The organism is Hydrogenophaga sp. ANAO-22 (assembly GCF_042466645.1).
Lineage (GTDB): Bacteria > Pseudomonadota > Gammaproteobacteria > Burkholderiales > Burkholderiaceae_C > Hydrogenophaga.
The window spans coordinates 3,020,340-3,043,532 of the sequence record NZ_CP159956.1; the positions used below are offsets into that span (position 1 = coordinate 3,020,340).

The window sequence follows — 23,193 nt, forward strand, 5'->3', positions numbered from 1 at the left end:
CACATGACCGCACCCCGCCTCGAACACTCCCACCACCTGCGCTTCGTCGGTGACTGGGGCCAGGCCAATTTCCACCGCATCTGCTCCTGGCTGTGCGAAGAGTTCTGCAAGCGCAGCGGCCCACGCAGCCGCGTGGCGATCTGGAGCATCCGCGCCGGTGGCATCGAGGCCATCGACCTGGTGGAGGAAGGCGAGGCCGATCTGTGCATCGTCACGCCGGCCATGCTCATGCCCGCCGCGCTCGACGGCCGCCTGATCTTCCAGGGCCGCGCCGCGCCGCACCTGCGCGCCCTGGCCGTGTTGCCGCAGAACGACCGCATGGTGCTCGCGCTGCGGCCGGACCTGGGCATCCGCAGCTTCGAGGAACTGCGCCAGAAGAAACCGGCGCTGCGCATCGCGACCTCGCGCAACGACGGCACCAACTTCATCGGCTACGTGGCGCGCCTGTTCATGCAGGCGCACGGCATCGACGACGCCACCTTCGCCAGCTGGGGCGGCACCTACGTGGAAGACTCCAACCCGCGCGAAAGCCTGCAGCGCATGCAGGACGGCGAGGTGGACGGCGTGCTGCAGGAAGCGATCATGACGCCCTGGTGGTCCGACATCGTCGAGGCCGGCAAGGTGGTGCCGCTGCCGTCCGAAGAGGCGGTGCTGCAGCAGCTCCAGAAGGACTACGGTTTCGGCCGCAACGACCTGCCGGCCGGTTACTGGCCTTCCTTGCAGACCTCGCTGCCCGCGCTCGATTTCTCGGACTTTCTGATCCTGGTGCGCGACGACATGCCCGAGGACATCGCCCACCTGCTGACCTGGTGCCTGGTGGAAACGCGCGCGGCCATCGAGCGCCAGTACCGCCACCTGCCGCCGCAGCGCAGCCCGCTGAGCTACCCGCTGGTGCCCTCGGCGATGGCGCGGACCTCGATTGCCCTGCACCCGGGCGCGCGCCGCTACTACGAGGCCGCGGGCCACCTCTGAGCCGTGCGCGCGGCGCCCCCGCTCAGGGCGCGCGCATGTGTTGCACCGCGCGGCGCACCATGTCGCAGAAGTACTCCGCCGCTGGCGTGGGCGGCAGGCCGGCGCGGCGCACCAGGCACACCGGCGGCGCGGGCAGGGGCTCGCGCACGTCGATGCGCGCCAGCAGCGGCGCCAGCGACTCCGACTGGATCCACTGCACCGGCAGCATCATCAGCAGGTCGGAGTTCGCCAGCGCCACCATGAAGGTGAGCGCCGAGTGCGCCTTCATCACCAGCCTGGGCGCCGGCAGGCCGTTTTGCGCGAACAGCGGGCCCAGCTCTTCTTCGGCGTTGTGCGTGATCGAGGTCGTGATCCACTCCGCGTCCACCAACTCGCGCAGCGAGCGCGCCTGCGCCAGCGGGTGGCCCTTTCGGCTCACGATGGTGCGCGTGTTGTCGAACAGCTTTTCCACCTGCAGCGCCGAGACCACGTCGGCCGGCGCGGGGCCGATGTAGAGGTCCAGGCTGCCGTCGAGCAGGCCGGGCTCGCTGCCGGGGTACACCGCGTCCACGATGTCGATCTGCACCTTCGGGTAACGCGCGCGGAATGCGCCGAGTGCAAACGGCAGCAACGCGATGTGGGCCACGCTGGACATGGCCACCGCCAGGTTGCCGTGCACCTCGCCGCGCAGCTGGTCCAGCTCTTCCGTGGCGCGGCGCAGGTCGTGCATGGCGCAGGCCACGCGCTTGTGGAAGGCCGCGCCCATGTCGGTCAGCACCACGCCGGTGGAGCGCCGCTCGAACAGCACCACACCGAGTTCCTTCTCCAGTTCCTTGATGCTGTGGCTCAGCGCGGGCTGCGCGCTGCCCAGTTGGCGCGCGGCCGCGCGCAGGCTGCCGCGCTCGGCCACGGCGAGGAAATCCCGCAAGGCGTTGAACTTCATGCCGGGCCGCTCCGGGTGATCGAAAAAGCATATCGCATCCCACAATTCTCCGTCTTTTCCGATTCGCGGTGGCTGCCTACGATGCGGCCGCATGAAGACCTCGCCCCCCGTGATTCCCCGCGTGCTCATCGTCGGCGCCGGCCCCGCCGGCCTGGCCCTGGCCATCGAGCTGGGCCAGCGCCGCATCCCCTGCCTGCTGCTGGAGCGCAACGACCGCGTGGGCTACGCGCCGCGCGCCAAGACCACCAACGTGCGCACCCGCGAGCACCTGCGGCGCTGGGGCATCGCGCCGCAGCTGCGCGCGGCCTCGCCGCTGGGCGTGGACTACCCGTCCAACGTGGTGTTCTGCACCCGGCTCTCGGGCCACGAACTCACGCGCTTCGAGAACGCCTTCTTCTGCGCGCCGGGCCGCAACCCGCTCTACGCCGAGCACGCGCAATGGATCCCGCAGTACAGCCTGGAAGAGGTGCTGCGCGCCCACGCCCAGACGCTGCCCGGCGTGGAGATCCGCTTCAACAGCGAGGTGTTGGCCTTCGAGCAGGATGCGCAAGGCGTGCACGTCACGGTGCGCGACCTCCAGCGCGAGAACACCTACACGGTGTCGGCCGACTACCTGGTGGGCGCCGACGGCGCGCGCAGCCTGGTGCGCGAAGGCATGGGCGCGAAACTGGAAGGCCAGTACGGCCTCTCGCGCAACTACAACATCGTGTTCCACGCGCCGGGCCTGGCGCAGGCCCACGCGCTGGGGCCGGCCATCATGTACTGGCAGATCAACGAGGACGTGCCCAGCCTGATCGGCCCGATGGACCGGGGCGACACCTGGTTCTTCATGCCCACCGGCGTGCCGCCCGATTTCCGGCTCGACGCCGAGGGCAGCGCGGCCCTGATCCGCCGCGCCACCGGCATCGACCTGCCCTACCGCGCCCTGTCCACCGACGAGTGGGTGGCCAGCCGTTTCCTGGGCGACAACTACCGCGACCGGCGCGTGTTCCTGCTGGGCGATGCCTGCCACCTGCACCCGCCCTTCGGCGGCTACGGCATGAACATGGGCGTGGCCGACAGCGTGGACCTGGGCTGGAAGCTCGCGGCCGTGTTGGCGGGCTGGGGCGGCGAGGCCTTGCTGGACAGCTACATGGCCGAGCGCCGCCCGGTGCACCAGATGGTGCTCGACGAGGCCGTGGCCAACCACGCGCTGCTGGGCAACCAGCTCGCGCGCGCCGGGCTGGACGCCGACGACCCGGCCGGCGCGGCCCTGCGCAAGGACGTGGGCGCGCGCATCCAGGCCGCCAAGTCGCGCGAGTTCACCACGCTGGGCGTGGTGCTCGGCTACCGCTACGAGGACTCGCCCGTGATCGCCCACGACGGCAGCCGCGCGCCGCAGATGGACTACCTGAACTACGTGCCGTCCAACCGGCCCGGCGCGCGCGCGCCGCACGCCTGGCTGCACGACGGCAGCTCGCTGTACGACCACTTCGGCGAAGGCTTCACCCTGCTCGCGCACGCCGATGTGCCCGAGACCGTGGTGCAGGCCGTGCGCGAGCGCTTGCGCGCCGCGGGCGTGCCGCTCACCGTGCTGCGGCCGGCCTGGGGCGCGTTCGCCGAGCTGTACCCGACCCGGCTCACGCTGGTGCGGCCCGACCAGCACGTGGCCTGGCGCGGCGATGACTGGCCCGACGCGCCGGACGCGCTGGTGGCGCGCATCACCGGCCACACCCTCGTGGTTTCCCCTCGACAGAAGGCCCTCGCATGAACACCCGCCTGCCCGCCGCGGTGCATTCGGTGCACCGCTTCACCTTCACCGTGCCCGACCTGGCCGAGGCCGAGCGCTTCTACACCTGCTTCGGCCTGGACGTGCGGCGCGACGGCGACCGCCTGCTGCTGCGCACCTTCGGCCACCCGCACGTCTGGGCCCACGTGCTCGAAGGCGGCGAGCGCAAGCGCCTGCAATATGTGGCCTACGGCATCCACGCCGACGACGTGGAGACCTTCGCCGAGCGCATCGCGGCGCAGGGCCGCGCGGGCGAGCCGCACCCGCTGGCGCAGGAGCCGGGGCTGTGGCTGCGCGACCCCGATGGCCTGGCGCTGCAGCTGGTGGTCGCGCCCAAGGTCTCGCCGTCCTCGGCCTCGGTGCCCCGGCCGCCGGTGCCCGCCGTGCCCGGCCAGGGCCAGGCCTCGCCGCGCAGCCGGCTGGGGCCCGTGCGGCCGCGTTACCTCTCGCACATCCTGCAATTCACGCCCGATGTGCTGGGCATGCTGGCCTTCTGTTCATCGATGCTCGGCCTGCGCCTGTCGGACCGCTCGGGCGATGTGATCGCCTTCCTGCACACGCCGCACGGCAGCGACCACCACCTGGTGGCCTTCGCGAAATCCCACGGCCCCGGCCTGCACCACAGCAGCTGGGACGTGCCCGGCCTCGACGAGGTGGGTCAGGGCATGGACCAGATGCGCAGCGCCGGCTACGGCGACGGCTGGGGCGTGGGCCGGCACGTGCTCGGCTCCAACTACTTCAACTACGTGCAAGACCCCTGGGGCAGTTTCTGCGAGTACTCGGCCGGCATCGACCACGTGCCCGCCGGCCTGGACTGGCCCGCCGCCGACCACCCCGCCGAGGACGCGCTGTTCGTCTGGGGCCCGGCCGTTCCCACCCACTTCATCACCAACCACGAGACCCCATGAGACTGATTGCCTTCCAAGACGAGAGCGGCGCCGCGCGCCTGGGCGCGCGCGTGAACGACCACACGCTGCTGGACCTCACCGCCGCCGGCCTGCCCGATTCGCTCGACGAACTGCTGCGCCAGGGCGATGCAGGCTTTCGTGCGGCGCGCGCGGCCATCGAGCGCGGCCAGCACGCGCGCCCGCTCGCCGGCCTCACTTATCTGCCGCCGGTGCTGGAGCCCGCCAAGGCCTTCGCGATCGGCCTGAACTACGTGGACCACGCGACCGAAAGCCACTTCGAGAAACCGAAGCACCCGGTGATCTTCCACCGCTACCCCTCGTCCTGGGTCGCCCATGGGCAGCCGCTGGTGCGGCCGCACGTGTCGGACCAGTTCGACTACGAGGCCGAGCTGGTGGCGGTGATCGGCAAGGGCGGCCGCTACATCCGCCAGGAGGACGCACTGGACCACGTCGCGGGGTACACGCTGTTCAACGACGGCTCCCTCCGCGACCACCAGTTCCGCTCCAACCAGTGGATGATGGGCAAGAACTTCGACCGCAGCGGGGGCTTCGGCCCCGAGTTCGTGAGCGCCGACGAACTGCCCCCGGGCGCGCACGGCCTGCGCCTGCAATGCCGGCTCAACGGCCAGGTGGTGCAGGACGCCAACACGCGCGACATGATCTTCGACGTGGCCACGCTGGTGGCCGCCTGCTCGGAGGCCATGGCCCTGGTGCCGGGCGACCTCATCATCTCCGGCACGCCCGCCGGCGTGGGCTTGGCGCGCAAGCCGCCGCTGTGGATGAAGCCGGGCGACGTGTGCGAGGTGGAGGTCGAAGGCGTGGGGGTGCTGCGCAACCCCATCGTGGACGAGCGATGATTGCCGACCCCGTTTCTCAGCATCCGAGAAACGGGTTTGACCCCGGCCGCACCGGTGGGCATGCTCCCACCGTGCTGTTGTCCTTCACGCAATTTCCATGTCAGGCAGAAACCCCATGAAGCTGGTCCGCGAACACATCGATGCCTTTCCCTTCGATGCGCCGCCCTATGTGCTGGAGCGCCGTGAAGCGCTGCTGCTCGCCGATCCGCTGCCGTCCCCGATGAAGCGGGCGCGCGAGTACCCGCCGATCGAGGTGGCGCACCTCGGCGCGGCCTACGTGGAGCGCGCCTTCGCGCCGCCCGTGGGCGTGTACGAGAGCGCGGACATCCGCATCGAATGGCAGAACATGAACGGCCGCCAGCCGTTCTACCACCGCAACACCGGCGTGGACGAGCTCTCGTTCCAGGTCTGCGGCGAGCGCACCCTGATCACCGAACTCGGCACGGTGGAGCTGCGGCCGGGTGACTTCTCGCGCATCCCCAACGGCGTGGCGCACGACAACTTCGGCCGGCACGACGTGCACCTGCTGTTCTACGTGCCGGGCCCGGTGCGCGAACTGGTCGCCCCCAGCCGCCAGGCCGAGTACCTGAGCACCCCGTTCCCCGGCTGGACGCCGGCCGTGATCAACGAGCTCACCACCGAAGGCGTGGGCGGCCCGGGCCAGGACCTCGCGCTCTCGCCGGTCGACGAGGCCCTGCTGCTGCAACACGCGGAGCAGGACGCCGAGCGCATCCAGGTGCTGCGCCCCGAGGGCGAGGGCCTGCAATGGCTGTACCGCAGCGCGGCGGTTGCCATCGGCCGCTCGCGCAAGGCCTCGGACGACGGCGCCGTGTACACGCGGCACCGCGACGCCTGCGAGGTGCAGTATCAGATCCAGGGCGAGCGCACCCTGGTCACGCAGCGCGGCAGCGTGCACCTGGTGCCGGGCGACTTCGTGCAGATCCCGCGCGGCATCGCCTTCACCAGCCTGCACACCGGCCCGAGCGAACACCTGGCCCTGGCCAGCACGCTGCCGATCCCGCAGGTGGCGCCGGCCCTGCGCCAGGGCACGCGCCTGCCGGCCGACGAGCTGGCCCGGCTGCGCGGCGCCTGAGCGCTTCAGAACCAATCACAACAAGGAGACAGACATGTCAACGATGATGGCCGCGCGCGCCCACCCCGGCGCGCGCGAACTCAGCCTGGAAACCCTGCCCGTGCCCACGCCGGGCGAGGGCGAAGTGCTGGTCAAGGTGGCGTCGGCCGGCATCGCGCCCGGCATGATGAAGCTGCTCGAGATGGGCCGCTTCAAGCACCTGCCCACCACGCCGGGCCACGAGATCGCCGGCACCGTGGTGGCGCTGGGCCGTGGCGTGGACGCCGCCTGGCAGGACGCGCGGGTGCGTGTGCACCCCATGCTCTCGTGCGGCCAGTGCGACTACTGCCGCTCGGACCGTCAGCAGATGTGCAACGACGCGGCCATGATGGGCCACGCCGGCTTCGGCCGCGGCCCGATGGCGCTGTACGCGAAGTACCACAACGGCGGCCTGGCCGAGTACGCCTGCGTGCCCGCCGACCTGCTGGACCGCCTGCCCGCGCACGTCAGCTTCGACGTGGGCGCCAAGGTGCACGACCTGGCCAACGCGGTGCGCGCGCTCAAGGGCGCGGCCTTGCCCGCCACCGGCCGCCTGGTCATCACCGCCGCCACCGGCACCATGGGCACGGCCAGCATCAAGCTCGCGCGCTTCTACGGCGCGCGCGAGCTGGTGCTGGTGGGCCGCTCGCGCGAGCGGCTCGAAGCCCTGCGCCCGCTGGCCGGCGAGCTGCCGGTGCAGCTCGCGGTGCTCGACGAACTCGCGCCCGACTGGGCCGAGACGCAAGGCCTCACGAAACGCCTGCGCGAACTCATGCCGCGCGGCGCCGACGCCGTGCTCGACTACTTCCCCGACGGGCCGGGCTCGGCGCAGGCCGCTTCGGCCATGGCCCAGGGCGCCAGCTTCGTGCACATGGGCGGCAGCAACGCCGCGCTGCCCTTCGCGCTGCGCGACATGATGATCTTCTGCTGGCGCTTCGTCGGCACGCGCGCCTGCACCCGCTCCGACACCGACGAGGTGCTCGCCCTGCTGGCCGACCAGCGCCTCGACGCGGAAGACCTCATCACCCACCGCTTCGGCCTGCAGCAGGTCAACGAGGCGCTGGAAGCCACCCGCACCCGCACCCTGCCCATCTGGATGGCGGTGGTGAAACCCTGACCCTTTCCACCGGAGATTGAATTGCAAGACCGCAACCCCTGGATCACCGTGCCGACCGCCGCCGGCCCCATGCAGACCTACGTGGCGCGCCCCGCCGCGCCCGCCACGCGCGCGGTCATCGTGCTGCAGGAGGCCTTCGGCGTGAACCCGCACATCCAGGACATCGCTGAGCGCTTCGCCGCACAAGGCTTCCTGGCGCTCGCGCCCGACCTGTTCCACCGCAGCGGCACGCGCGAACTCGCCTACGCGCAGCACAGCGAGGCCGTGGCCCTGATCTCGCAGATCGGCGTGTCGCCCATCCTCGAAGACGTGCAGGCCGTGCTCGCGCACCTCCAGGCCGCGGAGCAGATCGAAGCCGGCCGCAGCGCCCTGGTGGGCTTCTGCTTCGGCGGCCGCGCCGCCTTCACCGCCGCCACGCGCCTGCCCGATCTGGGCGCGGCCGTGGTGTTCTACGGGCCGGGCATCGCCGCCGGCCCGCACGCCACGCTGGGCGAGGCGGGCGCCATCCGCGCGCCGCTGCTGCTGCACGTGGGGGCGGAAGACCCGACCATCCCGCCCGCGCAGGTGCAGGCCATCGACGCCGCGCTGCAGGCCGCCGGTGTGCGCTTCGCGCAGCACGTGTACCCGGGCGCCGGGCACGCCTTCCTGTGCGACGCGCGCCCCGCCATGTACCGCGAAGGCGCGGCGGCCCAGGCCTGGCAGCGCACACTGGATTTCCTGAATACCGAGCTGCCTCCCGGACAATGAGCGCATGTGCCCACCCTCCACTTCCCTGGCCGCTGCCCTCGATGACGTGAAGCGCGCGCCGCTGCCCCCGGGCGACGGCCTGCTCGCGGACCTGGTCTGCGCCAACCACATCCTCTACGACCAGGGCGTGGTCGATGCCTTCGGCCACGTCAGCGTGCGCCACGACCGCGACCCCGGGCGTTTCCTGCTCGCGCGCAACATGGCGCCCGGCCAGGTGGGCGCATCGGACATCGTCTCGTTCACGCTCGATGGCGAGCCCATCGACGCGGGCGGCCGGCGCGTCTACATCGAGCGCTTCATCCACGCCGAGATCTACCGCGCGCACCCGCAGGTGCAGGCCATCGTGCACAGCCACTCGCCGGCCATCGTGCCGCTGACCATCTCGCGCGGCACGCCGCTGCGCGCGGTGTTCCACATGGCCGGCTTCATCGGCACCGGCGCGCCGGTGTTCGAGATCCGCGACGTGGTGGGCGACGGCAGCGACCTGCTGGTGCGCGACGGCCGCATCGGCGCCGCGCTGGCGCGTCAGTTCGAGGGCCATCCCATCGTGCTCATGCGCGGCCACGGCAGCACCGTGGTGGGCGAGAGCCTGAAGCAGGTGGTGTACCGCGCGGTGTATGCCGAGGTGAACGCGCGCGTCCAGACCACCGCCCTGGGTCTGGGCGAGGTGAGCTACCTGAGCGAGGCCGAGTGCGCTTCGTGCATGAGCAGCCACGAGGCCCAGGCCGAGCGGCCCTGGGCGCTGTGGAAGGAAGAGGCCCGGCGCCGGCGCGCCTGAGCCATCTGGGTTCTCATTTCTCAGGAAGTGAGAAACGGTTTTGACCGGCCGGCACCCGATGTCCATGATCGACCACTCGATCTCGAAAGGACATCCATGGAAATCGGAGCGCATCTCGCGCGACTCGAACTCACCGCCAGCGACCCGGCTGCGCTGGCCGGCTTCTACGCCCGCACCTTCGGTTTCGCGGTCTCGCAGCAGGGCGATGCCCATGTGTGCCGCGCGCCCGAACGCGAACTCGTGCTGCGGCCCGGCGAGGGCGGCCAGCTGCACCTGGCCTGCTTCCGCTTCGACAGCGCCGCCGCGCTGCACGCGCACCGCGCGCAGTTGCAGGCGCGCGGCGTGGCCCTGCAGGAGGTGGGCGAGAGCGCCCACACCGTGCTCGACCCCGAAGGCCGCCGCATCCGCTTCGAGCACGGCCCGGCCGCGCCCGCCGCGTCCACCGCCGACGGCCTGCCGAGCGCGCGCCTGCAGCACTTCGCGGTGCGCACGCCCGACCCCGCCGCGCTGCTGGCCTTCTACACCGGGCAACTGGGCTTCGTGCTCTCGGACCGCGTGCGCGACGAGGCCGGCGCCATCACGGCGGCCTTTCTGCGCACCGACGCCGAGCACCACGCCATGGCCATCTTCCGCGCGCCGCTGGCGCGCTTCGACCACTTCTCGTGCGAGGCGCAGGACTGGGCCGCGCTGCGCGACTGGGCCGACCACATGGCCGACGCCGGCTTCCCGCTGGCCTGGGGCGTGGGCCGGCACGGGCCGGGCAACGACACCTTCTTCATGCTCAAGGACATGGACGGCAACATGGCGGAGATCTCCGCCGAGCTGGAGGTCTGCGAGCCCGGGCGCGCGGTCGGCGAATGGCCGCACCAGCCCTCAACCCTCAACCGCTGGGGTGTGGCCATCATGCGAAGCTAGCCCCCACCGTCTTGCCCTTTCAGGAGCGCCACCCATGACCACCACCGCCAAGGCCTTGCAGGTTCTTCGCCTGTTCAAGCAGGGGTTCAAGCACGTGCGCGCGGTGGACGTGGAGACCGAGCTGCGCATCTCCACCGCCACGGCCTACCGCTACCTCGCCGACCTGGAAGAGGCCGGCCTGATCGAGCGCACCTCGATCGGCCAGTACGTGCTGGGCCCGGAGATCGTGGAGCTCGACCGCCTGATCCGCATCAACGACCCGCTGATCGCGGCCGCCAGCGAGATCATGAAGACCCTGTCGGAGCGCACGGGTGGCGTGGTGCTGCTCAGCCGCCTGCACAGCCGCAAGGTGGTCTGCGTGCACCAGGTGCGCGGGCGCCATGGGCCGCCGCACGTGAGCTACGAGCGCGGCCGGGCCATGCCGCTGTACCGCGGCGCCACGTCCAAGGTGATCCTGGCGCACATGGCGCCCGAAGACCTGCGCGACCTCGTGCGCCACGACACGGCGGCCCTGCGCGAAGCGGGCCTGCCGGGCAGCTTCGATGCGCTGTCGGCGCTGATGGCGCAGATCCGGCGCGACAAGGTCTGCGTAACGGCGGCCGAGGTGGACGCCGAAGCCTGTGGCTGGGCCGCACCGATCCACCAGGGGGAGCTGCTGCTGGGCAGCCTCTCGGTGGTGATGTGGGCCCAGGCACCGAACATCAACCCGCAGCGCGTCGCGGACCACGTCCTGCGCGCGGCGCTGCGCATCGGAGGGCGGCTGGAAACGCCGCGCTGACAACTTATGTGGATGGATGGAAAAGACCCCGACGTGGTGATCGTCGGCGCGGGTCCGGTCGGGCTCACCCTGGCGAACCTGCTCGGCACGCACGGCGTGCGCACGCTGGTGATCGAACGCAACGCGGCGCTCGAGCCCGAGCCCCGCGCGGTGACGCTGGACGACGAGAGCCTGCGCACGCTGCAGGGCGCCGGCCTGCTGGACGCGGTGCTGAAGGACGTGGTGCTGGGCTACGGCGTGCAGTACCACGACTGGCGCGGCCGGCCCTTCGCGGCGATCCAGCCGACGCGCCAGGAATACGGCTACCCCAAGCGCAACGCGTTCCGCCAGCCGCTGCTGGTGCGAACGCTGTTCGACGGGCTGGCGCGCTTCGAACACGTGGCGGTGCAATTCGGCCAGAGCTTCACGTCCTTCGAGCAGGACGCCGAAGGCATCACCGTGCAGGTGCAGGTGCCGGCCGAGGGCGAAGCCCGCCCCGTGCGCGCGCGCTGGCTGGTGGCCTGCGACGGCGGGCGCAGCCCGGTGCGCGAGTTCTGCCAGATCGTGCTCGAAGGCGAGACCTACGCCGAGCGCTGGCTCATCGTGGACCTCGCGGAGCGCACCGTGCCGCTGCGCCACACCAGCACCTACTGCGACCCGAGGCGGCCCACCATCCGCCTGCCGGGGCCGCGCGGCGCGCTGCGCTACGAGTTCATGCTGCGCGAAGGCGACCGCGACGAGGACGTGCTCGACGAGCGGAATTTCCGCGAGTGGATCGCGCGCCGCGTGCCGGCCGACCGCGACCTGCCGCTGGTGCGCAAGGTGATCTACGGTTTCCACGCCCGCGTGGCCACGCGCTGGCGCGAAGGCCGCGTGCTGTTCGCGGGCGACGCGGCCCACCTCACGCCGCCGTTCGCGGGCCAGGGCCTCAACAGCGGCATCCGCGACGCCGCCAACCTCGGCTGGAAACTCGCGGCCCTGCTGCGCGGCAGCCTGCCCGAGTCGGTGCTGCACAGCTACGAGCAGGAGCGGCGCCCGCACGCGGCCGCGCTGATCCAGATGGCCTTGCGCATCGGCCGCGTGATGCAGCCCAAGAGCGTGCTGGGCGCGGCGCTGACGCAGACCGCCCTGCGCGCGGCCTGCCTGCTGCCGGCCTGCCGCGACTACATCTTGCAGCTCAAGTTCAAGCCCAAGCCGCGCTTCGCGCAAGGCTGCTTCCTGCCCTCGCCGAACCTGAGCGCGACCGAACTCGCGCCCCAGCCCTGGGTGCAGCAGCGCCCGGCGAAAGAGCTGCGGCTGGACGAGGTGCTGGGCGCGGGCTTCTCGGTGATCGGCTGGGACGCGGCCGTGGTGCGCGAGGCCGCGCGCCAGGTGGTGCCCAGCGGCCTGTGCACCGGGCAGGTGGCGCTGGTGCGCAGCGAAGACGATTTTCTCGACACACCCGCGGACGACGGCGGCGCGGTGGTGCGCGTGCGCGATGCGAGCGGCGAACTCGCGGCCCTGCTCGCGCGCTTCGGGGCCGCCGCCCTGGTGCTGCGGCCGGACCGCTACGTCTACGCCGTGGTGCCCCAGCCGGCCTGAGCCTTTCTTTTTTCTTTCACAGGAACCCCCCCCATGAAATTGATGAGTTTTGAGATCGGCGGTCACGCCTCCTACGGGCTGTGCACGGCCGAGGGCGTGATCGACCTCGGCCGCCGCCTCGGCGTGGCCGCGCCCACGCTGCGCGAGCTGCTGGCCCTGCCGGACTGGCAGGCGCTCGCGCGCTCCCACGCGGACGCGAAGGCCGACCATGCGCTCGCGGCGCTGACGCCGCTGCCGGTGATCCCGCAGCCGCGCACCATCGCCTGCGTGGGCCACAACTACGAGGAGCACCGCGTCGAGACCCAGCGCGACCCCACCGAGCACCCGTCCATCTTCTTCCGCCACCCCGAGTCGCTGCAGGGCAGCGGCGTGGCGCTGGTGCGCCCGCGCGAATCGACGCAGCTGGACTACGAAGGCGAACTCGCCATCGTGATCGGCCAGGGCGGGCGCCGCATCGCGCAGGCCGACGCCTGGGCGCACATCGCGGGCGTGAGCTGCTTCAACGACGGCAGCGTGCGCGACTGGCAGCACCACACGCGCCAGTTCGGTCCGGGCAAGAACTTCGCGGGCACGGCCGGCTTCGGCCCCGCGCTGGTGACGCTGGACGAACTGCCCGCCGACCGCGTGCTGTCGCTGCAGACCCGCGTCAACGGGAAGGTGGTGCAGCAGGCGCGCACCGACCAGATGATCTTCCCGATCCCGCGCCTGGTGGCCTATGTGTCCACCTTCATGACGCTGGTGCCGGGCGATGTGATCGTCACCGGCACGCCGGGGGGTGTGGGCGTGAAGCGCGTGCCGCCGCTGTGGCTGCAGCCGGGCGACCTCGTGGAGGTGGAGATCTCCTCGGTGGGTGTGCTGAGCAACGGCGTGGTGCAGGAGGCCTGAGCGTGCAGGAGGCCCTGATCGCGCTCGAAGCGCAGCGCTGCCAGGCCCTGGTGGCGGGCGACCTGAGTGGCATCGACGCGGTGCTGGACGCGCAGCTGGTCTACGTGCATTCGACCGGCCTGGTCCACGACAAGCCACAACTGCTGGACTTCCTCGCGCACCGCATCCGCTACGAGGCCGTGGAGCGCCAGGGCCTCGTGGTGCACCCCCACGGCGATGTGGCGTGGATGACGGGCCTGATGCGCTTGCGCGGCCAGCGGATGCCGGGCGGCGAGGCCGTGGCTTCCACCGCCTTCGTGTCGCAGCTGTGGGTCCACACCGCCGGTGCGTGGAAGCTGCGCGGCTTTCAAGCGACGCGCGTGGACGACGCGGCGTGGGCGAAGTGAGGCGCCGTTTCTCATCATCTGAGGCAAGGCTTTGACGCTCGCGACCCCCTCTGAACATCATGCCGACGCCGGTGCCTGAAGGCATCGCATCTGCTTCTCTTTCTTCTCATCAACCACATCACCCTCTCCGCAGAGAGAGGGACGGAGACATCGATGCCCCATTCTTCCAAAACCTCCCGTGCCCCGCGCTCGCTGGGCCGTTGCGTGCACCTGGCCCTCGCCAGCCTCGCGCTGATCGGCGCCGCGCCCCAGGCCTTCGCGCAGGCGCCCGGTGGCGGCGGCAGCGGCAGCAGCCAGGTCTCGCTCTACGGCGTGCTCGACGGCGGTTACTACCGCCGCAACCTCGCCGGTGAGGCCACGGTCTCGCGCATGGACAGCGGCCTGCTCTCCATGCCGCGCTGGGGCATGCGCGGCAGCGAAGACCTGGGCGGCGGCCTGAGCGCCGCGTTCGACATCGGCGGCCACTTCCGCATGGACACCGGCGAAGCGGGCCGCCACCCGGGCGACACGGCGGTGGGCCGCACCTTCTCGCTGGCCTCGTGGGTGGGCCTGCGCGGCGGCTTCGGTTTCCTGCGCATGGGCCGCATTCCCACCGGCAGCTACATCGCCACGCTGCAGTTCACGCCCTTCGCGGAGTCGGTGAACCTCGGTCCCTTCCTCATGCACACCATCACGGGTTCACAACCCATGAACGCGGTGAACGGCGCCACCGACGGCATCTGGAGCAACTCGGTGGCCTACACCACGCCCACCTTCGGCGGCCTGTCGGCGAACCTGCAGTACGTGGCGCGCGAGGCCTCCACCGAAGGCCGCCGCGTGGACCTCACGGCGAACTACCGCCAGGGCGCCTTCGCCGCCGCGCTGAACCACCGCCGCGTGGACGGGGCCGCCATCACCACGCCACGCGCGGCGGCCGAGCCCGCTGGTGCGCCCTACGTGATCCTGGAGACCAAGAGCACGCTGGCCAGCGTGTCCTACGATTTCGAGGTGGTGAAGGTGTTCGGCCAGTACTCCACCGGCGCGGTGCAGGCGCGCGGCCTGCGGGAGATCGACCTGGACACGCTGGGCCTGAGCGCGCAGGTGCCGGTGGGCGCGGGCCGCATCGTCGCGTCCTGGGCGCGCACGAAGCGCGAGCAGGCCGGCGTCAGCGACCGCGTGCGCAGCACGCTGTCGGCGGGCTACATCCACGCGCTCTCCAAGCGCACCGACCTGTACGGCGTGGCGATCGCCGACCGCGCCACGAACCTGCGCTCGGGCACGGGCCTGGCGCTGGGCATCCGGCACTCGTTCTGAGGAGCTTGGCCCGGCCGACCGCTCAAGCGGGGTTGGGGGGAGGCCGCACGATCAGGTGGGCCTGCAGTTCGCGGATGCGCTCGTCGGTGTAGTAACCGCCGACCTCGGTGTAGCGCAGGAAGGGCCGGGCGCAGCCGCTGCATTGCCAGACGTCGCAGCGGTTGTAGGGGAACCAGCCGAGGGCGATGGGCGCGTCGTCGGACCAGGCGCCTGTGCCGTTCGGGTGGTGCTCGGCCAGTGTGGGTTCGTCGGCGTCGGGGTCGCGCAAGCTGCCGACGCGTGTCAGGCGCGAGAGATCGAAGCCGCCGGGCACGGAGTCCCAGCCCTTGCACACCAGGGCCTGGCAGTGGGGGCAAGTGGTGGTGGTGCGGCTTTGCTTGGCGATGGCCATCAAGTCTTCCAGGGTCATGGTCGCCATTGTGGGCCGCTTCTTCGCTGTCGGCTGGCGTCCCCCCGTTCTCCGGCGCCTGCTCGCGGGCGTCTGCCCGGGTCCACAGCGACCCCTTCGTCAACACGACCCCGACGCTCAAGCTCTGTGGCAACCGCGAATGGGGCGCCTGCGCCCGGGGGGAGCACCATCCGCCGAGAGGTCGTCCCGGGCCCGCCGAAAGGAAGGCACCGCATGCCTGCGGTGCACTCTCGACGGTGGGTGGGGTTGCCGGGCGCCGGCGCCCGCGAGCAGGCGCCGGAGAACGGCAGCCACGCCCACTGGCATCGAAGAAGCCCCGGCCCGGGCCTACTCGGGCTTGACGTCGATCGCCTTGATCACCGGCCGCCAGAGTTCCACGTCGGCCTGGATGCGGCGCGCGAAGTCCTTCGGCGTCTGCTGGCCGGTCTGCGGAATGAGGCCGGCCTTGGCCATGCGCGAGAGCACCGCGTCGTCGGTGAACATCTTCGCCACCGCGCCCGCGAGGCGGTCGGCGATCGGGGCCGGCAGCCCGGCCGGCGCCAGCAGGCCGTTCCAGGTTTCGGTCTGGAAGCCCGGGAACAGCGAGGCGATGGTGGGCACACCCGGCAGCATGGCCACGGGTTGCGGGCTGGTCACGCCGAGCAGGCGCAGGCGGTCGCTCTGCAGGTAGGGCAGGGTCTCGGAGATGTTGGCCGTGTAGACCTCGGTCATGCCCGCGATGGTGTCGGCGATGGCCGCCGCGCCGCCCTTGTAGGGCACCATCACCGCCTCGATGCCCGCGCGCTTCAGGAACGCCGCGCCGGCGAGGAAGGACATGGAGCCGGTGCCCGCGTGCGCCATCAGCAGCTTGCCCGGGTTCGCGCGGCCGTGGTCCACCAGGTCCTTCAGGCTCTTGTGCGGCGAGGCGGCCGGCACCACGATGACCTGGGGATTGCCCGCCACGTTGGCGATCGGCAGGAAGTCCTTGAACGGGTCGTAGCGGATCTTGTAGAGGAAGGGCGCGAGCGAGATCTGGGCGATGGAGGCGAGGAACACCGAATAACCGTCGGCCGGCAGCTTGGCCGCGTGCATGGAGGCGATGGTGCCGCCCGCGCCGGCGCGGTTGTCCACCACCACTGGCACGCCGAGCGCGCGGTTGAGGTAGTCCGCCGTCATGCGCGCGACGAAGTCGGTGTTGCCGCCCGCGGGGTAGGGCACCACCATGTTGATGGGGCGCTCGGGCCAGTTGGCCTGGGCGCGCGCCGCGCTGCCGGTGGTGGCCAGGCCCAGGCCGCCCAGGGCGGGCAGCAGCAGGGAGTGTTGGACGAAGGAGCGTCGTTTCATGGAAAGTCCTTGGCTGGCAGGGGTGGGGGCTGTTCAGGCCAGGGCGGCGGCGGGTTCGCGCACGGCCTTGGCGTGCTGGCCGAAGCCCTTCTGGCCGATCACCTGGTCGTTGAGGTAGACCGTGGTGCCGCGCACGATGGTGCGCACCGGCTTGGCCTTGAGCTTGCGGCCGGCGTAGGGGCTCCAGCCGATGAGGCTGAGCACGTCCTCGTCGCGCACCTCGTACTCGCGGTTCAGGTCGACCAGCACCAGGTCCGCGTCCGCGCCGACGGTCAGCGCGCCCTTGTTCGCGAGCTTGAACAGCTCGGCCGGCTTGGCGCTGCAGGCCTCGACCACGCGCTCCAGGCTGATCTTGCCTTCCAGCGCGGCGGTCATGAACATGCTGTAGTAGAACTGGGTCGAGGGCGTGCCGGTGTGGGCCTTCCAGCCGTCGGTCCAGCCGATCTCCTTCTCTTCGCGCGTGTGCGGCGCGTGGTCGGTGGCGACGATGTCGATGGTGCCGTCGCGCAGGCCTTCCCACAGGCCGGGCACGTTCTTCTCGGGCACCCAGTACGAGAGCGCGTAGGAGCCCAGGCGCTGGATGGCCGACCACTCGCAGCCCAGGAACAGCGCCCAGGGGTTGATCTCGCAGGTCACCTTCTGCCCGGCCGCCTTGGCCTGGCGGATCAGCTCCACGCTGCCGGCGGTCTGGGTGTGCAGGATGTGCAGGTGGCAGCCCGAGGCGCGCTGCAGGCGCAGCAGCGTGGCGATGGCGGTTTCCCAGATCACGCCGTCGTGCGCGGCGTAGGCCTTGGCGTAGGCCAGGGCGTCGCGCTCGCCGCGGTCCCAGAACTTCTGCTCGATCACGTCCATCAGCGCCTGGTCGTGCGGGTGCACCATCAGCGGCACGTTCAGCTCGGCGCAGCGCTGCATGATCTCCAGGATCTTGCCGTGGTCGTGCACGCCGATGCCGGGCATGTGCGGGTAGTCGCGCCCGGTGTCCACGACCATGAAGATCTTGAACGCGGCGATGCCGGTGTCGGCCATGCCGGGCATCTCTTCGCTGATGGTGGGCGCGGGGTTGAAGTTCCAGTCCACGATCGCGTCGCTGCGGTAGATGTCGTACTGGCGCTCCAGCAGCTCCAGCGAGTTCGGCGGCGGCTGCACGTTGGGCATGGCCACGCTGGTGGTCACGCCGCCGGCCGCGCACTGCAGCGTGGAGGTGTGGATGGTGTCCTTGTATTCGAAGCCCGGCAGCGAACCCTGGCGGTGGTGCGAATGCATGTCGATGGCGCCGGGCACGATGGCCAGGCCGTCGGCTTCGATGACCTCGCGCGCTTCGGGCTCGGCCCCGGGTTCGTAGATGCCGGCGATGCGGCCGCCCTGGATGCCGATCGAGGCGACGCGGCGCCCTTGCGGCGTGACGATCAGCCCGTGGCGGATCAATGTGTCCATGAAATGTTCTCCTTGTGAGCGAGGGGGGTGGTGGAAGAAGGGGACGGGCGGGGCGCGCGGCCGCGGATCACGTCGAAGATGTGTTCGACGTAGGCGCGGTCCAGGCCGCGGGTGATGAAGACCAGGCGCGAGTGGCGGTCCTCGTAGGGCCATTCGGCCAGCGGCGCGGGCGGGTGGAACAGGCGCTGCACCGCGTGCACGACGATGGGCCGGGCCTCGCCGGCGATGTTCAGGATGCCCTTGACGCGCAGCAGGTCGTCGCCGTGCGCGAGCACCAGCGCATCGAGCCAGGCGGCGAGTTCCTGCCAGGCCAGCGGCGCGTCGTACACGAGCGAGAAGGTCGCTATGCCCTCGGTGTGGTGGGGCGCGGCCGCCGCGCCGATCGGGCGGTAGCGCGCGGGCTGGTCGGCGTGGGCCTCGGCGTTGAGCCAGCGCCGCACCGCGGGGGCCGGCGTCGCGGCGGCGTACACGTCGAGCTCGGTGAGCACCTCCAGGCAGGGCACATGGGTCGGCGTGGCCCAGCTCACCGTGGCGCCCGGGTTGAGCGCCTGCAGGCGCTGCTGCAGCGCCTGGGCCTGCGGCGGGTCGGCCAGGTCCATCTTGGTGACGACCAGCTGGTCCGCCACGGCCACCTGCTTGGTGGCTTCCTCGAAACCGTCCAGCGTGGTGGCGCCGTTGACGCCGTCCACCGTGGTGATCACCTGGGCCAGGCGGTAGCCGTTGGAGACCGGGAAGGTCATGAGGGCCTGCAGCACCGGGCCGGGGTCGGCCATGCCGGTGGTTTCGATCACGACGCGGTCGAAGGCGCGCACCAGGCCCCGGCTGCGCTTGTCCAGCAGCTCGCGCAAGGTCTCCACCAGATCGCCTTGCACGCTGCAGCACAGGCAGCCCGTGCTCAGCTCGATGGTGTTGTCGTTGCTGCTGGCGATCAGGTTGTGGTCGATGCCGATGTCGCCGAACTCGTTGACCACCACCGCCGCGTTCGACAGCGCGGGCTCGCGCAGCCAGCGGTTGAGCAGGCTGGTCTTGCCGCTGCCCAGGAAACCGGTCAGCAGGGCCACCGGCAACCGCGCACGATCGGAACTCATAATGGCTCTCCTTGGTGAAAATCGCACCGGCTTGCGGTGCATCGTTTTTCGCAACAAGTGCGAATAATAGCAAAATGGAAACAAATGCGAAACAAGTTCGTTCGGGCGAGGGCGCGGGCATCCGCACGCGCAACCGGACGCTGCACATCCTTCAGCTCTTCGAGCGGCGCACGCTGTGGACGGTGGAGGCGATCGCCGCCGAGATGGGCGTGTCCATCAGCTCGGCTTACCGGGATGTCAAGGAACTGAGCAACCTGGGTTTCCTGGCGCCGTCGACGCGCTCGGCGTACATGCTTGGCCCGGCCTTCATCCGCTACGACCTGCTGATGCGCCAGGGCGACCCGCTGGTGAAGGCGGCCTCGGGGCCGATGCGCGAGCTGCTGGCGCGCACCACGCAGCACGCGGTGGTGCTGATCAGCCGGCGCTTTCGCGACCAGGTGATGTGCGTGCACCAGGAGAAGGGCAGCGACCACCCGCCCTCGTCCACCTACGAGCGCGGCGTGGCCCTGCCCATGTTCAAGGGCGCGACGTCCAAGGCCATCCTGGCGAACCTGGGTGACCGCGCGCTCAAGCAGATCTACCTCGACCACGAGCAGGAGATCCGCGAATCCGTGGGCCTGGGGGGCTGGAAGGACTTCGCCAAACAGATGAAGGCGATCCGCGAGACCGGCTTCGCCTGCACCGATTCGGAGGTGGCCCGGGGCCGGGTGGGCATCGCCGCGCCGGTGTTCGGCGATGGCCAGGTGGTGGCGGGCGTGAGCCTGGTGTTCGAGCTCGCGCGCTACGACGAGGCCGCCTTCGCGGCCGAGGTGCGGCGCTGCGCGCAGGCGATTTCGGCGGCGCTGGAAACCTCGGCCTGAACTCCCTGCGTTCACCGGCGGTTAAGACCTCTTGAGAAGGCTTCGCTGGTGGTGGCGCGCGCCGCTGCCTAGACTCGCGCTCAGCGAAACACCCTGAGGTTGCGACGATGACATTGACACAAGCCCTGGCCGCGGGCCTGGCCGCGATCGCGGTCGGCACCGCCCCCACCGCCTTCGCGCAGGCGAGCACCTACCCGAACCAGACCATCAAACTGCTCGTGGGCTGGACGGCCGGCGGCGCCACCGACCTGCTCGCGCGCCACCTCGCGGCCCACATGGCCCGGCAGCTGGAGCAGCCGGTGGTGGTGGACAACCGCGCGGGCGCCGTCGGCACGATCGCCCACAGCGAAGCCAGCCGCGCCAAGCCGGATGGCTACACCATCATCCTGGCGACCAACAGCACCTACGCGATCGCGCCGCACCTGATCAAGCCCCTGCCCTACGGGCCCGATGCGCTCGCGCCGATCTCTCTGGTGGGCACGAGTCCGCTGATCCTCACCGTCAGGCCCACGCTCAACGCGCCAGGCGTCAAGGACGTGATCGCGCTCGCGCGGCAGCAGCCCGGCCGGCTGAACTACTCGTCGGGCGGCAACGGCTCCACCAGCCACCTGGCCAGCGAGCTGTTCAAGGACCTCACGCGCACCTCCATCACGCACATCCCCTACAAGGGCGGTGGACCGGCCACGCTGGCCGTGGCCTCCGGCGAGGTGGACCTGGGCTTCGTCGACATCGGCGTGGCCGTGCCGCTGATCCGCGCCGGCCGCCTGAAGGCGGTGGCCGTCTCCGGCAGCACGCGCAGCCCGGTGCTGCCCCAGGTGCCCACGGTGGAAGAAGCGGGCGTGCCGCGCTTCGAGTCGGCCACCAAGTTCGCGCTGTTCGCGCCGGCCGGCACCCCGCCGGCCGTCATCGACCGGCTCTACGAGGCGGTGCGCAGCGTGCAGAAGAACGACGAACTCAAGGACCGGCTGCGCCAGCAAGGCATCGAGCTGGTCGCCGCCAGCCCGGCGGAGCTGCGCAAGGACGCGGCCGACGACCTCGCCAAGTGGGGCCGGCTGATCAGCGAGCGCAAGCTCTCGCTGGACTGATGCGCCGCATGACATCGCGGATCGCCATCGTGGGCGCGGGGCCGGTCGGCTGTGCCGCCGCCGCCTTTCTCGCGCGCGACGGCATCGCGCCGGCGCTGTGGTCGCCCACCGGGCGTCGGGTGCGGCGCCACGCGGGCCGCGCCAGCTTCAGCTGCTCGGGCGCCGTGGCTGGCGAGGTCGAGGTCGAATGGCTGGCCTCGCCGGAGCGCCTCGCCGAGTTCGGCGTGGTGCTGGTCTGCCTGCCGGCCGACGCCTACGCCAGCGTGCTCGGGCCGCTGAACGCGCTGTGGCGGCCCGGCCAGCACGTGATCGTGAGCGGCGCCCTGTCGCTGGCGCCGCTGTGGATCGCGGCGGCGGCCGAGGGCGTGCAGGTCAGCGGCTGGGGCACCACGCTCACGACCACGCACTTCCAGCCCGACGGCAGCCTGCACGTCAACCCGCTGCGCAGCCGCATCGACATGGCCACCGTGGGCCCGCTGGACCCTTCGGAGGCGCGGCAGCTGTGCGCGGACCTGTTCGGCGACCGCTTCGTCGCGGCGGACAACCTGCTCACGCCCACGCTGGCCAACATCAACCCGATCGCGCACGCGGCCGAGGTGATCCCGAACCTCACGCGCATGGAGGCCGGCGAAGCCTGGTCGCTGTTTGGTCACTTCACCGAGGTCGTGGGCAACATGGCCGAGGCGCTGGACGTCGAACGCCGTGCGGTGGCGCAGGGCTTCGGGCTCGAAGTGCCTTCGCTGCGCCAGCACTACGCGCGCTCCTACCACGTGCCCGAAGGGCCGCTGCACACCATGGCGGCCGCGATCACCGCCAACGGCATGAGCCCGAACGGGCCGGCCTCGCTGCAGCACCGCTACGTGCTGGAAGACGCGCCGTTCGGCCTGGCCTTCCTGGAAGCGCTCGGGCACGCGGCCGGGGTGCGCACGCCGGTGCTCTCGGCCTGCCTCGGCTTGCTGGCCGTGGCCTACGGGCGCGACTTCCGCGCCGACAACTTCCTGCTCGACGCGCTGGACATCGCGGGCGGTGGCGCCGACGCGCTGCTGGCGCGCTGCGCGGCGGCGGCCAGCCCGGCCAGCTGAGCCCGGTCGTTGCCGCTGCGGCGGTAGACCATGGCGATGGGCACGGGCGGCGGCAGGCTCTCCATCGGCAGCTCCACCAGGCTGCCGCGCCGCAGTCGCTCGGTCAGCGTGCCCTGGGCCGCGAGCGTGAGGCCCAGGTTCTGCTCGGCCAGCTCCAGGTGGGTGATCGCGCTCATGGTCTCGATGTGCGGGATGAGCGCCGGCAGGCCGTGCCCGCGCAGCGTGTGCTCCAGCATCATGCGCGAGTTGGTCGGCCGGGGCGGCAGGATCCAGTGGGCCTGCGCCACCTCGGCCCAGCGCAAGGGTGGGCTTTTCGCGCTGCGGTTCGCGGCCAGCGCATGGTGCGGGGAGCCGACCACGCGCCATTGCTCCAGCCCGATGTGCTCGATGGTGAACCCCTGGGCCGAGAGGCTGCCGAGTTCCGAAGGCGTGTCCATGGTGATAAGCGCGTCCACCTCGCCGGCCTCGAGCTGGCGCGAGATGTCGGCCAGCCGGCCTTCGAGCAGCAGCACGCCGGGCAGCTGGTCCTGCGCCGCGAGCACCGAGAGGATGCGCGGCAGCACGGTCCAGGTCAGGAACGGCGTGGCGCCGATCTTCAGCCGCTCGTGCAGCGGGCGCAGTGGCGCGGCCAGTTCGTCGGAGAGCTGCTCCATCTCCGCCAGCAGCACGCGCCCGCGCTGCACCACCAACGTGCCGGCCACGGTGGGCACCACGCCGCGCGGCAGGCGGTGGAACAGCGGCTGCTCGAACAGCGCCTCCACGTCCTTGAGGCCCTTGCTCACCGCGGCCGTGGTCATGTGCAGCCGCTGCGCCGCGGCCCGCATGTTGCCGGTGTCGGCCAGCGTGCTGAGCAGCTCCAGCTGGCGAAAACGCAGGGCGGCCATGAGCCGCTGCGATGGGTTCCTCACTCGACGC

23 protein-coding genes are annotated in these 23,193 nt (G+C 71.2%); 17 read left to right on the forward strand and 6 right to left on the reverse strand.

The features are described from left to right. Positions 1-3: 3 nt before the first annotated feature. Positions 4-972 carry a TAXI family TRAP transporter solute-binding subunit gene (locus ABSY19_RS14610; protein WP_382152591.1) on the forward strand — a complete coding sequence of 323 codons (969 nt, stop codon included), beginning with the start codon at positions 4-6 and terminating at the stop codon, positions 970-972. A gap of 22 nt (positions 973-994) precedes the next feature. On the opposite strand, the gene ABSY19_RS14615 is transcribed toward ABSY19_RS14610, so the two are convergent. Further along, entirely contained in the window at positions 995-1,894 is a 900-nt protein-coding gene (locus ABSY19_RS14615) for a LysR substrate-binding domain-containing protein (RefSeq protein WP_382152594.1), read from the reverse strand. A 91-nt stretch (positions 1,895-1,985) separates the two neighbouring features. Here ABSY19_RS14615 and ABSY19_RS14620 point away from each other — a divergent pair, with 91 nt between their 5' ends. From ABSY19_RS14620 to ABSY19_RS14680, 13 genes are all read left to right on the forward strand, one after another. Further along, a complete protein-coding gene (locus ABSY19_RS14620) occupies positions 1,986-3,644 on the forward strand; it encodes an FAD-dependent monooxygenase (protein WP_382152597.1) in 1,659 nt (552 codons plus the stop codon). Continuing rightward, positions 3,641-4,570: a VOC family protein gene (locus ABSY19_RS14625; RefSeq protein ID WP_382152599.1), complete on the forward strand. Its 930-nt coding sequence runs from the start codon at positions 3,641-3,643 to the stop codon at positions 4,568-4,570. The genes ABSY19_RS14620 and ABSY19_RS14625 overlap by 4 nt, the downstream gene beginning before the upstream one ends. Beyond that, complete coding sequence (locus ABSY19_RS14630; protein ID WP_382152602.1) at positions 4,567-5,427, forward strand: fumarylacetoacetate hydrolase family protein; 861 nt, start codon at positions 4,567-4,569, stop codon at positions 5,425-5,427. The genes ABSY19_RS14625 and ABSY19_RS14630 overlap by 4 nt, the downstream gene beginning before the upstream one ends. 115 nt (positions 5,428-5,542) lie before the next feature. Beyond that, positions 5,543-6,520, forward strand: coding sequence for a hypothetical protein (locus tag ABSY19_RS14635; RefSeq protein WP_382152605.1), 978 nt, complete (start codon positions 5,543-5,545; stop codon positions 6,518-6,520). A gap of 34 nt (positions 6,521-6,554) precedes the next feature. Continuing rightward, positions 6,555-7,655, forward strand: a complete 1,101-nt coding sequence (locus tag ABSY19_RS14640; protein WP_382152608.1) for an alcohol dehydrogenase catalytic domain-containing protein — start codon at positions 6,555-6,557, stop codon at positions 7,653-7,655. Positions 7,656-7,676: 21 nt separating this feature from the next. Continuing rightward, the gene (locus tag ABSY19_RS14645) at positions 7,677-8,402 is read left to right on the forward strand and encodes a dienelactone hydrolase family protein (RefSeq protein WP_382152611.1); all 726 of its coding nucleotides are present in this window, start codon (positions 7,677-7,679) and stop codon (positions 8,400-8,402) included. Positions 8,403-8,406: 4 nt separating this feature from the next. Further along, positions 8,407-9,180 (forward strand): class II aldolase/adducin family protein, encoded by a 774-nt coding sequence (locus tag ABSY19_RS14650; RefSeq protein ID WP_382152614.1) that lies wholly within the window; start codon positions 8,407-8,409, stop codon positions 9,178-9,180. 96 nt (positions 9,181-9,276) lie between these two features. Beyond that, positions 9,277-10,095, forward strand: coding sequence for a VOC family protein (locus tag ABSY19_RS14655; protein WP_382152617.1), 819 nt, complete (start codon positions 9,277-9,279; stop codon positions 10,093-10,095). A gap of 34 nt (positions 10,096-10,129) precedes the next feature. After that, on the forward strand, positions 10,130-10,873 hold the full coding sequence (locus ABSY19_RS14660; protein ID WP_382152621.1) for an IclR family transcriptional regulator: 744 nt from the start codon (positions 10,130-10,132) through the stop codon (positions 10,871-10,873). A 12-nt stretch (positions 10,874-10,885) separates the two neighbouring features. Then, on the forward strand, positions 10,886-12,433 hold the full coding sequence (locus tag ABSY19_RS14665; protein ID WP_382152623.1) for a bifunctional 3-(3-hydroxy-phenyl)propionate/3-hydroxycinnamic acid hydroxylase: 1,548 nt from the start codon (positions 10,886-10,888) through the stop codon (positions 12,431-12,433). Between the two features lie 33 nt (positions 12,434-12,466). After that, entirely contained in the window at positions 12,467-13,318 is an 852-nt protein-coding gene (locus ABSY19_RS14670; RefSeq protein WP_382152626.1) for a fumarylacetoacetate hydrolase family protein, read from the forward strand. 2 nt (positions 13,319-13,320) lie between these two features. Beyond that, complete coding sequence (locus ABSY19_RS14675; protein ID WP_382152629.1) at positions 13,321-13,704, forward strand: nuclear transport factor 2 family protein; 384 nt, start codon at positions 13,321-13,323, stop codon at positions 13,702-13,704. A gap of 153 nt (positions 13,705-13,857) precedes the next feature. Next, positions 13,858-14,997: a porin gene (locus ABSY19_RS14680; RefSeq protein ID WP_382152632.1), complete on the forward strand. Its 1,140-nt coding sequence runs from the start codon at positions 13,858-13,860 to the stop codon at positions 14,995-14,997. 22 nt (positions 14,998-15,019) lie between these two features. Here the strand turns inward: ABSY19_RS14680 and ABSY19_RS14685 are convergent, their stop codons facing one another. The 4 genes from ABSY19_RS14685 to ABSY19_RS14700 all read right to left on the reverse strand — a co-directional run bounded on the left by ABSY19_RS14685 (position 15,020) and on the right by ABSY19_RS14700 (position 19,251). Beyond that, complete coding sequence (locus tag ABSY19_RS14685) at positions 15,020-15,406, reverse strand: hypothetical protein (protein WP_382152635.1); 387 nt, start codon at positions 15,404-15,406, stop codon at positions 15,020-15,022. Positions 15,407-15,733: 327 nt separating this feature from the next. Beyond that, complete coding sequence (locus ABSY19_RS14690) at positions 15,734-16,729, reverse strand: Bug family tripartite tricarboxylate transporter substrate binding protein (protein WP_382152637.1); 996 nt, start codon at positions 16,727-16,729, stop codon at positions 15,734-15,736. A 33-nt stretch (positions 16,730-16,762) separates the two neighbouring features. Continuing rightward, a complete protein-coding gene (locus ABSY19_RS14695) occupies positions 16,763-18,163 on the reverse strand; it encodes a dihydroorotase family protein (protein WP_382152640.1) in 1,401 nt (466 codons plus the stop codon). Further along, on the reverse strand, positions 18,151-19,251 hold the full coding sequence (locus ABSY19_RS14700) for a CobW family GTP-binding protein (RefSeq protein WP_382152643.1): 1,101 nt from the start codon (positions 19,249-19,251) through the stop codon (positions 18,151-18,153). Before ABSY19_RS14700 ends, ABSY19_RS14695 begins: the two co-directional genes overlap by 13 nt. 74 nt (positions 19,252-19,325) lie before the next feature. Between ABSY19_RS14700 and ABSY19_RS14705 the strand changes: the two genes are divergently transcribed. The 3 genes from ABSY19_RS14705 to ABSY19_RS14715 all read left to right on the forward strand — a co-directional run bounded on the left by ABSY19_RS14705 (position 19,326) and on the right by ABSY19_RS14715 (position 22,278). Then, on the forward strand, positions 19,326-20,111 hold the full coding sequence (locus ABSY19_RS14705) for an IclR family transcriptional regulator (protein WP_382152646.1): 786 nt from the start codon (positions 19,326-19,328) through the stop codon (positions 20,109-20,111). A gap of 107 nt (positions 20,112-20,218) precedes the next feature. After that, complete coding sequence (locus ABSY19_RS14710) at positions 20,219-21,196, forward strand: Bug family tripartite tricarboxylate transporter substrate binding protein (RefSeq protein ID WP_382152649.1); 978 nt, start codon at positions 20,219-20,221, stop codon at positions 21,194-21,196. Between the two features lie 8 nt (positions 21,197-21,204). Continuing rightward, positions 21,205-22,278, forward strand: coding sequence for an NAD/NADP octopine/nopaline dehydrogenase family protein (locus tag ABSY19_RS14715; RefSeq protein ID WP_382152652.1), 1,074 nt, complete (start codon positions 21,205-21,207; stop codon positions 22,276-22,278). On the opposite strand, the gene ABSY19_RS14720 is transcribed toward ABSY19_RS14715, so the two are convergent. Next, positions 22,164-23,162: a LysR family transcriptional regulator gene (locus tag ABSY19_RS14720; RefSeq protein WP_382152655.1), complete on the reverse strand. Its 999-nt coding sequence runs from the start codon at positions 23,160-23,162 to the stop codon at positions 22,164-22,166. The genes ABSY19_RS14715 and ABSY19_RS14720 overlap by 115 nt on opposite strands. Positions 23,163-23,193 lie beyond the last annotated feature (31 nt).

What these genes read in the sequence shown, in the direction of transcription:
- ABSY19_RS14610 (WP_382152591.1), top strand. Translation starts at nt 4, where the DNA reads ATGACCGCACCCCGCCTCGAACACTCCCACCACCTGCGCTTCGTCGGT.
- ABSY19_RS14615 (WP_382152594.1), bottom strand. Translation starts at nt 1,894, where the DNA reads ATGAAGTTCAACGCCTTGCGGGATTTCCTCGCCGTGGCCGAGCGCGGC.
- ABSY19_RS14620 (WP_382152597.1), top strand. Translation starts at nt 1,986, where the DNA reads ATGAAGACCTCGCCCCCCGTGATTCCCCGCGTGCTCATCGTCGGCGCC.
- ABSY19_RS14625 (WP_382152599.1), top strand. Translation starts at nt 3,641, where the DNA reads ATGAACACCCGCCTGCCCGCCGCGGTGCATTCGGTGCACCGCTTCACC.
- ABSY19_RS14630 (WP_382152602.1), top strand. Translation starts at nt 4,567, where the DNA reads ATGAGACTGATTGCCTTCCAAGACGAGAGCGGCGCCGCGCGCCTGGGC.
- ABSY19_RS14635 (WP_382152605.1), top strand. Translation starts at nt 5,543, where the DNA reads ATGAAGCTGGTCCGCGAACACATCGATGCCTTTCCCTTCGATGCGCCG.
- ABSY19_RS14640 (WP_382152608.1), top strand. Translation starts at nt 6,555, where the DNA reads ATGTCAACGATGATGGCCGCGCGCGCCCACCCCGGCGCGCGCGAACTC.
- ABSY19_RS14650 (WP_382152614.1), top strand. Translation starts at nt 8,407, where the DNA reads ATGTGCCCACCCTCCACTTCCCTGGCCGCTGCCCTCGATGACGTGAAG.
- ABSY19_RS14655 (WP_382152617.1), top strand. Translation starts at nt 9,277, where the DNA reads ATGGAAATCGGAGCGCATCTCGCGCGACTCGAACTCACCGCCAGCGAC.
- ABSY19_RS14660 (WP_382152621.1), top strand. Translation starts at nt 10,130, where the DNA reads ATGACCACCACCGCCAAGGCCTTGCAGGTTCTTCGCCTGTTCAAGCAG.
- ABSY19_RS14665 (WP_382152623.1), top strand. Translation starts at nt 10,886, where the DNA reads ATGGATGGAAAAGACCCCGACGTGGTGATCGTCGGCGCGGGTCCGGTC.
- ABSY19_RS14670 (WP_382152626.1), top strand. Translation starts at nt 12,467, where the DNA reads ATGAAATTGATGAGTTTTGAGATCGGCGGTCACGCCTCCTACGGGCTG.
- ABSY19_RS14680 (WP_382152632.1), top strand. Translation starts at nt 13,858, where the DNA reads ATGCCCCATTCTTCCAAAACCTCCCGTGCCCCGCGCTCGCTGGGCCGT.
- ABSY19_RS14685 (WP_382152635.1), bottom strand. Translation starts at nt 15,406, where the DNA reads ATGACCCTGGAAGACTTGATGGCCATCGCCAAGCAAAGCCGCACCACC.
- ABSY19_RS14690 (WP_382152637.1), bottom strand. Translation starts at nt 16,729, where the DNA reads ATGAAACGACGCTCCTTCGTCCAACACTCCCTGCTGCTGCCCGCCCTG.
- ABSY19_RS14695 (WP_382152640.1), bottom strand. Translation starts at nt 18,163, where the DNA reads ATGGACACATTGATCCGCCACGGGCTGATCGTCACGCCGCAAGGGCGC.
- ABSY19_RS14700 (WP_382152643.1), bottom strand. Translation starts at nt 19,251, where the DNA reads ATGAGTTCCGATCGTGCGCGGTTGCCGGTGGCCCTGCTGACCGGTTTC.
- ABSY19_RS14705 (WP_382152646.1), top strand. Translation starts at nt 19,326, where the DNA reads ATGGAAACAAATGCGAAACAAGTTCGTTCGGGCGAGGGCGCGGGCATC.
- ABSY19_RS14710 (WP_382152649.1), top strand. Translation starts at nt 20,219, where the DNA reads ATGACATTGACACAAGCCCTGGCCGCGGGCCTGGCCGCGATCGCGGTC.
- ABSY19_RS14715 (WP_382152652.1), top strand. Translation starts at nt 21,205, where the DNA reads ATGACATCGCGGATCGCCATCGTGGGCGCGGGGCCGGTCGGCTGTGCC.
- ABSY19_RS14720 (WP_382152655.1), bottom strand. Translation starts at nt 23,162, where the DNA reads ATGGCCGCCCTGCGTTTTCGCCAGCTGGAGCTGCTCAGCACGCTGGCC.